Consider the following 14,428-nt stretch of genomic DNA (forward strand, 5'->3'; position numbering starts at 1 on the left):
ATGGCGCAGGAATGACCAAAAAATGACGGAAAACTGGCAAAAATGGGGGCGAGAATGGAGTGAAATCCTTTCATTTCGCCGTCCGGTCACAAAAAGTCACAAATTTGTGACGCGCTGGAAGTACCGTCACAGCAGACGATTGGGGTAATGTGAGCACCCGCTTCGAAGGTTTTGCCGATGCATCTTTAGTCAATCGGTGAATGAACGGGTAAAATTGCGCGTTCGGCGCACGCTGGCTGTGGCCAGCACGCGCGTTACATGCCATTCCCCACTGCCGATGGAATTCCTGCTCAACGCGGTTCCCCGCAAGATTTCCCACCGTGCCCTGCGCCTGGCGATTGCCGGCGTACTCAGCGTCTGTGCGCTCGTCTCGGGCGCGGCGCACGCCTTCTCGTTCGACGACGTCGCCAAACAAGCGCATACGCTGGCGAACAATCGCTATAAGCCCAAGGATCCGAACCTCCCCAAAGAGCTTCAGAATCTGACCTACGACCGCTATCGCAACATTCGCTTCAAGCCTGAAAAGGCGCTGTGGCGTGCGCAAAAGCTGCCGTTCGAGCTGATGTTCTTCCACGAGGGTTCGTACTACGACCGTCCCGTCAAAATCAACGAACTGATCGGCAACAGCGCGCGCGAAGTGCGCTACAGCCCCGACATGTTCGACTTCGGCGCACTCAAGGTCGACCCCAAACAACTGCGCGGCCTCGGCTTCGCGGGTTTCCGTATTCACTTCCCGGTCAACACGCCCAAGTACAAAGACGAAGTCATGGTCTTCCTCGGCGCGAGTTACTTCCGTGCGCTGGGCAAGAACCAGACGTATGGCTTGTCGGCTCGCGGCCTCGCGCTCGATACCGCGCTGAATTCCGGAGAAGAGTTTCCGCGCTTCACCGAGTTCTGGATTCAGCGTCCCGCGCCCGGTGCGAAAGAGCTGATCATCTACGCGTTGCTCGACTCGCCGCGCGCGACCGGTGCGTACCGCTTCACGCTGCGCCCCGGCGTCGACACGACCGTCGACGTCAAATCCGAACTGTTCCTGCGCGAAAACGTCACCAAACTCGGCATTGCACCGCTGACCAGCATGTTCTTCTTCGGCGAAAACCAGCAGGCCCCCGTGCCCGACTATCGCCCCGAAGTGCATGACTCCGACGGCCTGTCCATCCAGTCCGGTACGGGCGAATGGATCTGGCGTCCGCTCGTCAATCCCAAGCGCCTGCTGGTGTCGTCGTTCTCGCTATCCAACCCCGGCGGTTTCGGGCTGGTGCAACGTGACCGCGACTTCAACAGCTATCAGGACCTTGAAGACCACTATGAATTACGTCCGAGTGCCTGGGTCGAACCGAAGGGCAAATGGGGGCAAGGCCGCGTAGAACTGGTCCAGATTCCCACGCCGGACGAAACCAACGACAACATCGTCGCCTACTGGGTGCCCGATACGCCGCCCAAGCCCAAGCAGCCGCTGTCGCTCGAATACCGGCTCTCGTGGCAAAAAGATAACGATAAGCGCCCGCCTTTGGCGTGGGTGACGCAAAGCCGCCGGGGACACGGCTACCGGGGAAAACCAGACGACAGTCTGCTCTTCGCGCTCGACTTCGAAGGCCCGGGGCTCAAGAAGCTGCCGGACGATGCCAAGGTCGAAGGCAATGTGTCCATCGACGGCAACGGCAAGATCCTCGAAGTGCAGACGCAGCGCAATGACGTCACGGGAGGCTATCGCGTCATGCTTCGCATGCGCCGCCTCGATTCCGAGAAACCCGTCGAAATGCGCGCTTACCTGCGCAACGGCAGTAACACCCTATCCGAAACGTGGAGCTACCTGTTACCCCCCGAGTGAGCGACCGCTCCGACATTCCGGTCGACGAAGTTTACGTCGACCGGTTGCCCCTGCCCGCCGAACAACGTCGTGCGCTGCTCGCGCAAGCGAAGCGTGACGGTGGCGATTCGCTCGACGTTCTGACCCGCTTGCAGCGCTTGCTGGCTGCGCGTGGTGCGAGCGTTGCAGGCGAGGCAATCGATACGACCGACACGCCTGCGACGGCTCCCGATGGCACGCAGGCCACCGAGGCCGGCGGTCGGACCGACGCCGCCACCACAACGGTGGCGACGGCGGCGTGGCACGCCCACGATCTTGCCGAGATCGAGTCCGACAGCGACGCGGTGCTCGCATCGCAACCCGTGCGCCTCTCGCTCACGGAAGGCGGCTCACTGGCCGCCGCGGCGGGCTTGAACGAAGTGCGTGGCGTGCAGACGCTGCGTGTCTCGCCGCCGGTGCGCCGCACGTCGCTCATTCCGCGTCCGTGGTCGCTCAATCCGCTCGCACGGCTGTGGCGTAAGCTCATCGGCCGCAAAGACCCCGATCCACTCGTGCGCGATGCACCCGATCCCAAGGGACGCTGGTCGCAGGCGGGCCGCCGTCGCCGCTGGATGCTGCTCGCATTGATGATCGCGCAGACGGCGCTTGCCACGCACTTCATGGCCTCGGTGCTGCCGTATCACGGCGCCGATCCCCTTGAGTTCTCGGTACTCGTGCTGTTTGTGCTGCTCTTCGGCTGGGTCTCGGCCGGTTTCTGGACAGCTATCTTCGGCTTCTTTGTCCTGCTGGTCGGTGGCGAACGTCACATGATCTCGAAGATGGCGGCGGGCGACGCGCCCATCGAGCCCGATGCGCGCACCGCCATCGTCATGCCGATCTGTAACGAAGACGTCGGCCGCGTGTTCGCCGGTTTGCGTGCAACCTACGAGTCGCTGGCCAAGACCGACTCGCTCGAACGCTTCGACTTCTTCATTCTGTCGGACTCCAACGAGGCCGATAACTGCACTGCCGAAGTTGACGCATGGCAGGCGCTGTGCCGTGAAGTCGGTGGCTTCGGACGCATCTTCTATCGCCGACGTCAGCGGCGCGTGAAGCGCAAGAGCGGCAACCTCGATGACTTCTGCCGTCGCTGGGGCAGCGACTATCGTTACATGATCGTGCTCGACGCGGATAGCGTCATGAGTGGCGAATGCCTGACCAAGCTCGTGCGCATGATGGAGGCGCATCCGAGCGCCGGCCTGATCCAGACCGCACCGCTCGCCGCAGGCCGCGAAACGTTCTACGCGCGTTTGCAACAGTTCGCAGGGCGCGTCTATGGCCCGCTGTTCACCGCTGGGCTGCACTACTGGCAACTCGGTGAATCGCATTACTGGGGACACAACGCGATCATCCGCCTCAAGCCGTTCATGGAGCATTGCGCGCTTGCGCCGCTACCGGGCAAGGGCGCGATGTCCGGCGCGATTCTCTCGCACGACTTCGTGGAAGCAGCGCTCATGCGACGCGCGGGTTGGGGCGTGTGGATTGCCTACGATCTGCCGGGCAGCTACGAGGAAATGCCGCCGAACCTGCTCGACGAACTCAAGCGCGATCGCCGCTGGTGTCAGGGCAATCTGATGAACTTCCGATTGTTCCTCGCGGAGGGCATGCATCCGGTGCACCGTGCGGTGTTCGTCACGGGCGCGATGGCGTATGTGTCCGCGCCGCTGTGGTTCATCTTCCTGATCCTCTCGACGTGTCTGCTGGCCAAACACACGCTGGTGGTGCCGGAGTACTTCACAGCACCGCGTCAGTTGTTCCCGGTGTGGCCGGAATGGCACCCCGAGCGCGCGCTGGCGTTGTTCTCCGCGACGGCGACGCTGCTCTTCCTGCCCAAGATCCTGGCGGTGCTGCTGATTTGGGTGAAAGGGGCGAAGCGCTTTGGCGGTGCCTTCGCGGTGACCGTCAGCGTGTTCATCGAGATGGTGTTTTCTGCGGTGCTCGCACCGGTGCGCATGCTGTTTCATACGCAATTCGTGCTGGCGGCGCTCACGGGCATCGCGATTCAATGGAAGTCGCCGCCGCGAGAAGATGCCGAGACGCATTGGGGCGAGGCGATTCGCCGCCACGGACTGCAAACGGTGATCGGCATGGCGTGGGGCGGGGTCGTCTACTGGCTCAACCCGGACTTCATCTGGTGGCTGATGCCGATTGTCGGCTCGATGATGATTTCGATTCCGGTGTCGGTTTTCTCCAGCCGTGTGTCGTTGGGGCGGAGTCTCAAGCGTGCGCGCCTGTTCCTGATTCCGGAAGAGTCGTGGCCGCCCAAGGAACTGCGTATGACGGAGAAGTACACGAGCGAGGCGGGTAAGCACGTCGACTTCGTGGACGCCGTGGTCGATCCAATGGCCAACGCGCTGGTGGCGTCGAGCGTCAAACCGACACTGGACGATGCGAAGCGCGACGCCTTGCGCGCCGGCCGTGTCGAGACGGCGCTGCTGCGCGGCCCGACCAAACTCACTAACACGCAGAAGTGGGAGTTGCTCAACGATCCGCGCGCACTGGCGGCGCTTCATCTGCTGGTGTGGACCGATCCCCGCGCGCATCCCGAATGGTGCGACGCACGTGCCAACGGGTTGTCACAGGGTTTCCTCGCGTCCGCTTGAGTGCTGCACAGAGGTCGACGGGCAAAAAAACGGCAAGGCATCGCGCCTTGCCGTTTTTTCATGCGTGCCGCCGATGCCGGATGCCGGATCAGCGCGGCGGCAGGAAGTCGTTCGGATTGAACGGCGTGCCTTTCTGACGCACCTCGAAGTGTAGCTTCACAACGCCATGCGAGTCGGTGTCGCCCATCTCGGCGATCTGCTGCCCCTTGCTGACCGACGCGCCTTCCTTCACGCGCAGCGCGCGGTTGTGGGCGTAGGCGGTGAGGTAGCCGTTTTCATGCTGAACCATCACGAGATTGCCGTAGCCGCGCAGCCCGTTGCCCGCATACACGACCTTGCCCGCCGCAGCGGCGTAAATCGGATCGCCGGCCTGGCCGCCGATATCGATGCCTTTATTGCTGCTGCCGTTGTAGTTGGCGAGAATTCTGCCGGTCGCGGGCCACGTCATCGGAATCTTGTTCGTCGCGGTACGCGGCGCGGCCGGGGCTGGCGCGGGTTTCGGCGCAGGCTTTGCCTGAGGACGAGGACGTGCCGCACCCGACGACGCACTGCCGGAGGACGCCACGGCCGCCGGGGCACTCGACGATCCGGGCGGTGGCACGACGCGCAACACCTGGCCGACTTCGATCTTGTCAGCGTCGGCCAGACCGTTCCAGCTCACCAGATTGGCGGTGCTGGTGTTGTTGGCGCGGGCGATGCCGTACAGCGTGTCGCCGGATTGCACACGATAGCTGCCAGCTGGCACGGGGCCATAGTTAGGCGTTCCAGCGCAGGCGGCGAGTGTAGCGCAAACGGCCAGACTGATCAGGTGGGTACGGCAGCGGGCAAGCCAGCGCGGCTGGCCGGACATACGAATTTCAGGCTGCGATCGCAGGGATCGCGCGAGGTGAATAGGCTCCATCCGTGGGCAGGTTGAAAAAAACTTGGGGGTGGAGGCCCGCTGACGGTCGCGAAACGCGGTGGCCGGCCAACTTTCGCTGGAATGTGCGCAGTAGGGGAAAAACGTCGGAAAACGGTTTCACACAGCACAAAACACGGGCCAAACGGGCGACAACGGCATGGGCGCGGGACAAAGCGCTTATTGTACGGGCTGCGATTGCCGATCGGACATTCAAACAGTGCCCAAATTCCCCGCTATTTGCGGAAATTGTTACTCTTTTTGCGGCATTTTCCCGGTTGACAAGCGTCGAGCCACCGCGTATAAAACAGCTTGCAGATTGTCAAGCCGCGAAGTTGTTGTCAGACGTAGTTTTCCTGCTTCTCGCTGGTTTCTAGTCCTTCATTTTCCCTTGATTGTCAGCGCTTCACGAGGTCAATTCCGACCTCAGGCTATTGTTTTATTAGGAAAAAACATGGAAACCGGTACCGTTAAGTGGTTCAACGACGCAAAGGGCTTCGGCTTTATTACCCCGGACAACGGTGGCGAAGACCTGTTCGCTCACTTCTCCGAAGTGAAGGTGGACGGCTTCAAGTCGCTGCAAGAGAACCAAAAAGTGTCGTTCGAGGTCAAGACTGGCCCGAAGGGCAAGCAAGCTGCGAACATCAAGCCGGTTTAAGGCTGATTCGCTTCACGTGATGCCGCGCTAGCCTTCGGGCAGCGCTGTGTCCCGCGACCGACAGGCCCGGTGACGAAAGTCACCGGGCCTGTTTGTTTTTCGGCGCGCTGTCGTTCGGTTTGACGAGATCCCGCAGATTCGCATGAGACGTGCACGCGAACGATGTCACCGTCACAGTTCGACGCTACAATGCCTGATCGAATTCGCGTAAGTATTTTTCCGGGGCAATCATGAGCCTGCAAACGTGGTGGCTATACGTAGTCACCGTTTTTTTCGTCTCCGCCACGCCGGGCCCGAACATGTTGCTCGTCATGACGCATGGCGCGCGCCACGGGCTGCGCGCATCGCTCGGCACGATGGCGGGGTGCATGACGGCGCTGATCGCGATGATGTCGATTTCCGCCGCCGGTCTGGGGGCTGTGCTCAAAGCCTGGCCGATGCTGTTCGACACGCTGCGGTATGTGGGCGCAGCCTATCTCGTCTACCTCGGTTACAAGAGCTGGCGCTCGCCGGTGAACGCTCAGGACGAAGCTGCCAAACTCGCGACGCCGGCGCTGGTCGCCGATTCGAATTTCGGCAAACTGTTCAAGTCGGGCTTCCTCGTCGCGGCCAGCAACCCCAAAGCCATTCTTTTCGCGGCGGCATTCCTGCCGCAGTTCATCGATCCGACGGCCGCCAAGCTGCCGCAATTCTCGATCCTGCTCGGCACGTTCGCCGTCATCGAGATGAGCTGGTACATGGTCTACGCCACGGGCGGGTTGCGCATTGCTCCGTATCTGCGTGAAGCGCGCGTGCTCAAGGCGTTCAATCGCATCAGCGGCGGCGTGTTCATGGGCTTCGGTGCGTTGATGGCCGCGGTGCATCGCTGATCGGCTGCGCAGCACAGGAAAGATAAGGAAAGGGCGTGGAATGGCCCGAGTGTGGCGCACGGCACGGGGAGCGGTAGGCTCGTGCGCCGGGGCACTCAATATTTCCGGCCAGTGACCGTTAACGTTCATGACCAGATGCATGAGACGGCTTTATTACGTACGGTGGGCGTGGTTGCGCGCGCCGTCACGGGGACAAATAGAAGATCAGGTATGGAAACGACAGAACCGCAGGTGACACCGGCGCCCACGGACGAAGAGTCTCAACTGCATGACTCGTATCGCATCAGCAACCCGCTGGAAATCGGCGGCGTGCTGCGTCATCTGGCGACCCGCGGCGACTTCATGACGGTGTACTTCGCAAACGGCCAGCGTCAACTCGTCACGCGACTGCTCAAGGTCGAACCGCAAGCGCGCGGTTTCTATTTCGACTGGGGCGGCATCGAGACCGAAAACCGGGCACTGCTCGCCAACAAGCGCGCATTGTTCGTCGGGGTGCCCGAGGGCATTCAGGTGCATTTCCCCATCGGTGATGTGGAGGAGCGCGAGTACGAAGGCTATCCCGCGTTCTATTCGTCGTATCCGGAAACCCTCGTGCGCTTGCAGCGCCGCGACTATTTCCGCGTGAAGACGCCGATCCTCGATCCGTATCAGTGCACGGTCAAATTCCCGGAAGACACGCCGTTGCGCCTCGCGGTGTTCGATCTGTCGCTGGGAGGCGTGGGGCTGCGCACGAAGGCCGAAGCCGCTGCCGAGATCCCGAAGGGATCGATGTTGATGCACGTCGAGATCGAATTGCGTGACTATGGGACCGTGCAGGTCGATCTGGAAGTGTGCGCGGTGCGCGCCGTGCCGCTTGCCAAGGACATCGAGTATCACATCGGCTGCCGCTTTATCGCGCTGTCGCGCACGGCCGAGTCGCGTCTACAAAAGCTGATCACGCAACTCGAACTCAATCGCAAGGCGTTCGCCCGGGCCTGAGGTCTTCAGCGAAAATAGCGACGTCACTCGACAAAAAAGGGCGGCCTTTCGGTCGCCCTTTTTGCATCCTTGTCACCCGTGCCACTCGTTCAGTGCCCTTGCCCCGATATCAACCAGGCGCATGAATGCGCAGCGCTGGAATGGCGTGCAGCAGGCGGAGCAAATCTGTCTGACGACGGCATCCCGTTTTGTCGAAGATATGTCGCAACTGTGTGCGCGCCGTATTGATGGCGACGTTGGCGTCCTGCGCGTATTGCGCGAGCTCGCGCCCCTCGGCCAGCGCCTGTGCAAGGCGCGCTTGCGTCGGTGACAACCCGAACAGTACCTTGAGCGTGTAGGGACCGAGCGTGACGCGCCGGTCGAGCTCACCGATTGTGAGCATCGCCATCGGCTTTTCCCACGGTGCGGCGCAGGCATGTGACTCACGCAGCGGTAGCACCGTGACGACCCAGTGTTGCTGATTGTCACCTTGCAGACGATGGCTGCCCGCGACCGGCATCGGCGCGGTCGCATGGGTAATGAGACGCCGCACGGCTTGCTCGTCGTTGGGCAGCACGGCGGTGAACTTCCCGCCGCGAATACACATGTTGCGCGTAGCTCCGAGACATTGATGCGCGGCGACGTTCAGATAGTGCGCATGCCCGGTCTCATCTGTAATGACGATGGCCATGTCGAGATGGTCGAGAACCGCCATGCCGATGGCTGCCTGCGCCTGCAAGTGACGGGTGCCCGCCCGCAGACGTGCCGCCCGCGCGATGTGTTTCGTCAGAATTTCCAGCTCGGGCGCATCGTCGGCGTCTTCGAACGGCACATGATCGGGCGCACGGAACACCGCCAGCAACTCGCTGGTGCCATCGGCCCCGTCGAGATGCATGCCATATGTGTAACGCACGCCGTGAGGAATCAGAAAGTCGTTGAACAGCTCGCTACGGGCCACGTAGCGATCGCTCAGGTGATGGTGACACCGCATGGCATGACCAACCGGCTGTTGCAGCATCAGCGCCACGCGCGGATCGGTGGGGGCGAGTTTCTCGACGAACTCGCGGATGAGGTCGGGGGAAGCGTCAAGTGAGTTGGAGTCGCGCGTCGCACAGTGACGCGCGCGATCCCACGTGACCGAATGGAAGCCGATGCCACCGGCCCACCGGTTGAATTCGCGCAATGCCTGATCCCAACGCGCTTCGTCGAGCACTCCGTCGTAGCAAGTGCCGATCAGCGCGTCGAGAGACAACTTCCCCGTGTCGTCCATCGTCGCCTCCCCTGGCTTTGTCGTGACGAACTTATGTCCTGCTTTGCCCGCGCCAACTCGCGTAACTTGTGTGGTCGCCTCTAGACGGGCTGGTTACGCATAGTGCGTATTCTGGCAAGCGACATCACGGGGATCAATCGGGGTCAGTGCTCGCGTTGTTGCATCGCCACATCCGGCGGCTCACCGCGCGCTTCGCGTACGCCGTCCGGGTAGATGCGCACGAGCACGATACGCGGCCCCTGCATCTTCTTGACGACCACCGAGAAGCCCTCGAAGTCGACCTTCTGGCCCTCGCGCGGCAGATAACCGAGCGCGTTCATGATGAGTCCCCCCACCGATTCGGCGTGCTCGCTCGGAATATCCAGGCCGAGCGCGCGCTCCAGCGTCAGGATCGGTAAGCTGCCGCGCCCGATGAGCGTGCCGTCTTCCATGCGGGTCCAGTCGTCTTCCGTCTGACGGAATTCGTCGCGAATCTTGCCGACCAGCGCAGAGAGCAGGTTGTCCAGCGTGAGGAAGCCGATGGGCTTCTGGTCTGGCCATCCCACGATGGCAAAGTGCGGTGCACCCCGGCGGAAGCGGCTGAACAGCTCGCGCGCGGCCATATCGGGCTTCACGCGTTCGACCGGACGCGCCATGCTGCCCAGATCCTCGATGGGCTGGCCATGATGCTCGGCCAGGAACAGATCTTTCAGGTGGACCACACCGAGGACGGTTTCGCCGTCGTTGTCAAAGAACGGATAGCGGCTGTAGCGATGGCGGTAGGCCGTGTCCATGTTCTGCGCGAACGTGGCGTTACGACGGAAGGCCGCGACTTCGCTCATCGGGCGCATCAGATCGGACACCGTCAGGTCGCTGAAGTCGATGGCGTAGGCGACCACGTTCCAGTCGTCGCGCGAGAGCTTTTCGCTCGATGCACCCCGGCGCACGATCAACTTGATTTCGTCGGCCGAGTAATGGGCGTCGGTGCCATGCGACGGATCGAGGCCCGTCCAGCGCAGCAGGCGGTTGGCACTGTGGTTGAGCACCCAGATGGCCGGGTACATCAGCCAGTAGAAGCCGTACAGCGGCGCGGCCGTCCACACGGACACCGCTTCGGGCATGCGCAGCGCCATCGACTTCGGCGCGAGCTCGCCCACGACAATGTGCAGATACGAGATCGTGAAGAACGCAATGAAGAACGCGAGCCCGTGGATCAGTTCGGGAGAGCTGACGCCGGCCAGTTCGAACAGTGGCGTGAGAATTCGGGCAAATGCTGGTTCGCCGATCCAGCCCAGGCCGAGCGAGGCGAGGGTGATGCCGAGCTGGCACGCAGAAAGGTAAGTATCGAGCTGGCCGTGGACCTTGGCCAGAATACGGCCGCGCCAACCTCGCTGGCGGGCAATGACATGAACGCGCGTCTGGCGCAGTTTGACGAGGCCGAATTCCGCCGCCACGAAGAAGCCGTTGAGCAACACCAGCAGGATCGCAGCGACGATCAGTAAGAAGTTTTCCAAAATATAGGGAATGGGACGACAGGCCCGACAGTATAAGTGACAAACACTTAGGGACGATTTAGCAGGCGCCAGCCTGGCATGGCAAAGGCTTCCACGAGGAAATCGATCATGGCGCGGACCTTGGCGCTCAGGTATTTGCGTGACGGATAGACGACATAAATGCCGCGCTCGCCCTGCGTGTACTCGGGGAGGAATTCGACGAGGCGACCGTCGCGCAGCGCGTCTTGCACGAGAAAGGCCGGTTGCAGGATGATGCCGCCCCCGGCCAGCGCCGCAGCCATGCATGTGTCGCCGTTATCGGCGATGAGGCGGGCGTGCGTCTGCACAGAGACGGGGCCGTCCGGCCCGTCGAAATGCCATTCGCGGCGGTGCAGGAAGTAGCTGTAACCGACCGTCTCGTGATGGGGCAGCTCGCTCGGATGCTTCGGGGTGCCGTGTTGCGCGAGATAGCCGGGCGACGCACACAGCACAAGACGCGTGCCCGCCAGCCGCCGGTGGACGAGCGACGAATCGGGCAGCCGCGAGATGCGAATCGCCAGATCGTAGCCTTCGTCCACGATATCGACGAGCCGGTCGCTTAGCGTGATGTCCAGTGAGACGTGCGGGAATTGGGCGAGAAAGGCGGGCCAGAGCGGGGCGAGATGCAGCACGCCAAACGTGTGCGGGGCGTTGATCCGCAAGGGCCCTGCGGGTTCGCCGTCCTGCTCGCCTGCCATGGCGTCGGCTTCGTCGAGTTCCGCGAGGATCTGACGGCAGCGCTCGACGTATCGCTGGCCGGGCTCGGTCAGCGACAGGCGGCGCGTGGTGCGCTGGATCAATCGGGTGCCCAGACGCGCTTCGAGGTCCGCGACGTATCGCGAGACGGCCGTCTTCGAAATGCCCATCGCGTCGGCCGCCTTGACGAAGCTGCCCGACTCGACCACGGCGATGAAGCACTCGATCTCGCGAAGTTTGTTCATGCCGGGTCCAAGGGTATCGATGGCGTTATTGTGCCAGCACGCCGACTTCCGCGAGCGACGGGGCGGCGCTGCCGAACGCGAAGGCGTCCATGCGCAGTGCGCCGTAGGTCGAGCCGGTGTCGAAGTGCGTCTGATGGGCGGGATCGTCGGCCGCGCCGAGCGCGACGTAGATCGGCAGCAGATGTTCGTCCGTCGGGTGCGCACGCTCGGCGTGCGGTGCGCGGGCCCGATAGTCGAACAGGGCGTCGAGGTCCATCGCCGCCAGATGTTCGGTGAACCACGTCGAAAACTCGGCCACGTAAGGCGCTTCGGGAGCCGTCTCACGTGCACCGCCCGGGGCGCGGAATACCTCGTGCAGATTGTGCGTGAAGCTGCCCGACGCCACGATCAGCACGCCCTCTCGAGCGAGCGGTGCGAGCGTCTGCCCGACTTGGTACTGATATTCGGGACGCATATGCCGTTGCAGCGACAACTGCGTGACCGGCACATCTGCATCGGGATACAGATAGCTCAGCGGCACCCACGCGCCATGATCGAGACCCCACTGATCGTCGGTGACGGCGGGCAGGCCGACGTCCTTCAACATCTGCACGGTGCGCTCTGCGAGTGCCGGTGCGCCCGGCGCGGGGTACTTCAGTTCATAGAGTTCGCGCGGGAAGCCGCCGAAGTCGTGGATCGTGCGTTGCTGCGCGAGGTTGCCCACTCGCGGTGTCGGCGTCGACCAGTGCGGCGAGATCACGAGAATCTCCTTGGGACGCGGCACCGCACGCCCCAGCGCCGTCAGCAACGGGCCGGTGCGGCCCGGTTCGACCGCGAGCAACGGCGAGCCGTGGGAGACGAAGAGGGTGGGAAGGGCAGACATGGCATTCACTCCGGCAAAACAACGCTAAACGACATCACGACAGGATCAGGCGGCGTACGACTGGGCAGCTTCGCGGATGGACCTTGGCGATTATGCGGTGCGGTTACGGCGAATCGCGAAGGCACCGTCGCCCAGCAACGCCACGGCCAGCAGGCCCACGAGCCAGAACGCCGGGAATTCCCAGCCGCCGCCCTTGTTGGTGAACAACCAGCCGTTGTGGCCGTGCACCGAGACGATGGTGCCGAGCATCAGTGCGGCGAGCGGCAGGGCAGCCCAGCGGGCGTAGAAGCCGGTGATCAGCATGAGGCCACCGATCAGTTCAAGCGCCATCGTGACGTAGGCGACGACCGGCGGCAGGCCAAGCGAGCCCATGAAGCCGACGAAGCCGGGCACGGTGAAGACGAACACTTTCAGCGACAGATGCGAAAGGAACAGGATACCCAGCGAGACGCGCAGCAGCAGGGCAGCGTACGGGGCAGTTTTGGTATCGATCATGACAAGCTCCGGTGAGGGAATCGGAATACGGACTAAAGGTCGGCTCGGCCGTCGATGGCCATTCACGTCGATTGAACGGTGACGTGGTGTCGACGACTGACTTAGCCCCAATTCTAGGGAGCGCGATCGTACAGATAAATGAGTGGTGAGGGGATTGATTGTCCCGATGAAAGGGACAATAAAGGCGGGGTGGTTGTCGATGCAAGCCGCCCGGGGCGCACCGGGTGGCTTGCATCGCGCAGGATTGCCTGGGCCGTTCAGGCCGTTGCGATCATCCGGTCGAGCAATTCGACCCAGTGCTGCACTGGCGCGTGGTCGCGGGCGTGTTCGCCCTTGGCCGTCGCCTGCAAATGGCAGATGCAACCGACGTTGGCCGACACGACCAGTTCCGGGTCGAGGGCGTCGAGTGACTTCCACTTGGCGTCGCGCAATTGATGCGACAGGTCCGGTTGCGTGACGGAATATGTCCCGGCCGAGCCGCAGCAGATGTGACTGTCCTGCGGCAGCATGACGTTCACGCCCACACCGGCGAGCACCTTCTCCACCACGCCCTTGAGTTGCTGGCCGTGTTGCAGCGTGCAGGGCGGGTGATAGGCGATCTTGCCCGCTTTACGGTTCGGCACGCGCTTTTGCAACGCTTCCAGATTGTCGAGCAGCACCTCCGACAGATCGCGCGCGAGTTCGGAGACGCGCTGCGCCTTGCCCGCGTACTTCGGATCGTGACGCAGGAGGTGGCCGTATTCCTTGATCGTCGCACCGCATCCCGACGCGTTGATTACGATGGCTTCCGTACCGGCTTCGATCTCCGGCCACCAGGCGTCGATGTTGCGGCGGGCGTCGTCGAGACCGTCGTCGTGATAGTTCAGGTGCAGACGAATCGCACCGCAACAGCCAGCGGACGAGGGGCGCACCATCTCGATGCCGAGGGCGTCGAGCACACGGGCGGTGGCCTTGTTGACGTTCGGCAACATGGCCGGTTGCACGCAGCCTTCGAGCATCAGCATGCGGCGCGCGTGCTTCGCTTGCGGCCAACTGCCGGAGCGCTGACGGTGCGGCACTTTCTCGCGCAGCGAGCGCGGCAGCAGCGTGCGGAACTGCTGTCCGAGGCGCAGGGCGGGCGAGAACAGAGTGCGATTGGGCAGCACGTGGGCGAGGGTCCAGCGCACGGCGCGCTCGCCAGCAGGACGGCCGACCTTGGCGTCGACATGGCGGCGGCCGATGTCGACCAGACGCCCGTATTGCACACCCGAGGGGCAGGTCGATTCGCAACTGCGGCAGGTCAGGCAACGATCGAGGTGACGCTGCGTTTCGCGCGTCACGCTCTGGCCTTCGACCATCTGCTTGATCAGATAGATACGCCCGCGCGGGCCGTCGAGTTCGTCGCCCAGCAACTGATAGGTCGGGCAGGTCGCGGTACAGAATCCGCAATGCACGCATTTGCGGAGAATGGCTTCGGCTTCGTCGCCGTCCGGTGTCTGACGAAGGAATTCTGCGAGGTTCGTTTGCATCGTTCTT

Annotated in this window: 12 protein-coding genes; 5 read left to right on the forward strand and 7 right to left on the reverse strand. The window is 62.7% G+C overall.

Going from position 1 to position 14,428, the window contains the following annotated elements; genetic code table 11:
• The first annotated feature begins 277 nt into the window (after nt 1-277).
• Nucleotides 278-1,831: a glucan biosynthesis protein G gene (locus PAN31117_RS06990; protein ID WP_150737547.1), complete on the forward strand. Its 1,554-nt coding sequence runs from the start codon at nt 278-280 to the stop codon at nt 1,829-1,831.
• Complete coding sequence (mdoH, locus tag PAN31117_RS06995; RefSeq protein ID WP_246188947.1) at nt 1,828-4,452, forward strand: glucans biosynthesis glucosyltransferase MdoH; 2,625 nt, start codon at nt 1,828-1,830, stop codon at nt 4,450-4,452. Before PAN31117_RS06990 ends, mdoH begins: the two co-directional genes overlap by 4 nt.
• 88 nt (nt 4,453-4,540) lie before the next feature.
• On the opposite strand, the gene PAN31117_RS07000 is transcribed toward mdoH, so the two are convergent.
• Nucleotides 4,541-5,302: a peptidoglycan DD-metalloendopeptidase family protein gene (locus PAN31117_RS07000; RefSeq protein ID WP_150737549.1), complete on the reverse strand. Its 762-nt coding sequence runs from the start codon at nt 5,300-5,302 to the stop codon at nt 4,541-4,543.
• A 502-nt stretch (nt 5,303-5,804) separates the two neighbouring features.
• Between PAN31117_RS07000 and PAN31117_RS07005 the strand changes: the two genes are divergently transcribed.
• The 3 genes from PAN31117_RS07005 (at nt 5,805) to PAN31117_RS07015 (ending at nt 7,855) form a co-directional block, all read left to right on the forward strand.
• Nucleotides 5,805-6,008 carry a cold-shock protein gene (locus tag PAN31117_RS07005; RefSeq protein WP_039392958.1) on the forward strand — a complete coding sequence of 68 codons (204 nt, stop codon included), beginning with the start codon at nt 5,805-5,807 and terminating at the stop codon, nt 6,006-6,008.
• Nucleotides 6,009-6,238: 230 nt separating this feature from the next.
• Nucleotides 6,239-6,877, forward strand: coding sequence for a LysE family translocator (locus PAN31117_RS07010; RefSeq protein ID WP_150737550.1), 639 nt, complete (start codon nt 6,239-6,241; stop codon nt 6,875-6,877).
• 210 nt (nt 6,878-7,087) lie between these two features.
• Entirely contained in the window at nt 7,088-7,855 is a 768-nt protein-coding gene (locus PAN31117_RS07015; protein ID WP_174990860.1) for a flagellar brake protein, read from the forward strand.
• 109 nt (nt 7,856-7,964) lie between these two features.
• Here PAN31117_RS07015 and PAN31117_RS07020 read toward each other — a convergent pair whose 3' ends face one another.
• The 6 genes from PAN31117_RS07020 to glcF all read right to left on the reverse strand — a co-directional run bounded on the left by PAN31117_RS07020 (nt 7,965) and on the right by glcF (nt 14,421).
• Nucleotides 7,965-9,104 (reverse strand): helix-turn-helix transcriptional regulator, encoded by a 1,140-nt coding sequence (locus PAN31117_RS07020; RefSeq protein WP_150737552.1) that lies wholly within the window; start codon nt 9,102-9,104, stop codon nt 7,965-7,967.
• Nucleotides 9,105-9,247: 143 nt separating this feature from the next.
• Entirely contained in the window at nt 9,248-10,597 is a 1,350-nt protein-coding gene (locus PAN31117_RS07025; protein ID WP_150737553.1) for a hemolysin family protein, read from the reverse strand.
• Between the two features lie 47 nt (nt 10,598-10,644).
• On the reverse strand, nt 10,645-11,556 hold the full coding sequence (locus PAN31117_RS07030; RefSeq protein ID WP_150737554.1) for a LysR family transcriptional regulator: 912 nt from the start codon (nt 11,554-11,556) through the stop codon (nt 10,645-10,647).
• Between the two features lie 25 nt (nt 11,557-11,581).
• Entirely contained in the window at nt 11,582-12,418 is an 837-nt protein-coding gene (locus PAN31117_RS07035) for a dioxygenase family protein (RefSeq protein ID WP_150737555.1), read from the reverse strand.
• A gap of 90 nt (nt 12,419-12,508) precedes the next feature.
• Nucleotides 12,509-12,913: a DoxX family protein gene (locus PAN31117_RS07040; RefSeq protein WP_150737556.1), complete on the reverse strand. Its 405-nt coding sequence runs from the start codon at nt 12,911-12,913 to the stop codon at nt 12,509-12,511.
• A 257-nt stretch (nt 12,914-13,170) separates the two neighbouring features.
• On the reverse strand, nt 13,171-14,421 hold the full coding sequence (gene glcF, locus PAN31117_RS07045; RefSeq protein WP_150737557.1) for a glycolate oxidase subunit GlcF: 1,251 nt from the start codon (nt 14,419-14,421) through the stop codon (nt 13,171-13,173).
• Nucleotides 14,422-14,428: the final 7 nt, after the last annotated feature.

It is taken from the genome of Pandoraea anapnoica (genome assembly GCF_902459765.1).
Lineage (GTDB): Bacteria > Pseudomonadota > Gammaproteobacteria > Burkholderiales > Burkholderiaceae > Pandoraea > Pandoraea anapnoica.

What these genes read in the sequence shown, in the direction of transcription:
- PAN31117_RS07010 (WP_150737550.1), top strand. Translation starts at nt 6,239, where the DNA reads ATGAGCCTGCAAACGTGGTGGCTATACGTAGTCACCGTTTTTTTCGTC.
- PAN31117_RS07030 (WP_150737554.1), bottom strand. Translation starts at nt 11,556, where the DNA reads ATGAACAAACTTCGCGAGATCGAGTGCTTCATCGCCGTGGTCGAGTCG.
- PAN31117_RS07015 (WP_174990860.1), top strand. Translation starts at nt 7,088, where the DNA reads ATGGAAACGACAGAACCGCAGGTGACACCGGCGCCCACGGACGAAGAG.
- PAN31117_RS07005 (WP_039392958.1), top strand. Translation starts at nt 5,805, where the DNA reads ATGGAAACCGGTACCGTTAAGTGGTTCAACGACGCAAAGGGCTTCGGC.
- PAN31117_RS07000 (WP_150737549.1), bottom strand. Translation starts at nt 5,302, where the DNA reads ATGTCCGGCCAGCCGCGCTGGCTTGCCCGCTGCCGTACCCACCTGATC.
- glcF (WP_150737557.1), bottom strand. Translation starts at nt 14,421, where the DNA reads ATGCAAACGAACCTCGCAGAATTCCTTCGTCAGACACCGGACGGCGAC.
- PAN31117_RS07035 (WP_150737555.1), bottom strand. Translation starts at nt 12,418, where the DNA reads ATGTCTGCCCTTCCCACCCTCTTCGTCTCCCACGGCTCGCCGTTGCTC.
- PAN31117_RS07020 (WP_150737552.1), bottom strand. Translation starts at nt 9,104, where the DNA reads ATGGACGACACGGGGAAGTTGTCTCTCGACGCGCTGATCGGCACTTGC.
- PAN31117_RS06990 (WP_150737547.1), top strand. Translation starts at nt 278, where the DNA reads ATGGAATTCCTGCTCAACGCGGTTCCCCGCAAGATTTCCCACCGTGCC.
- PAN31117_RS07040 (WP_150737556.1), bottom strand. Translation starts at nt 12,913, where the DNA reads ATGATCGATACCAAAACTGCCCCGTACGCTGCCCTGCTGCTGCGCGTC.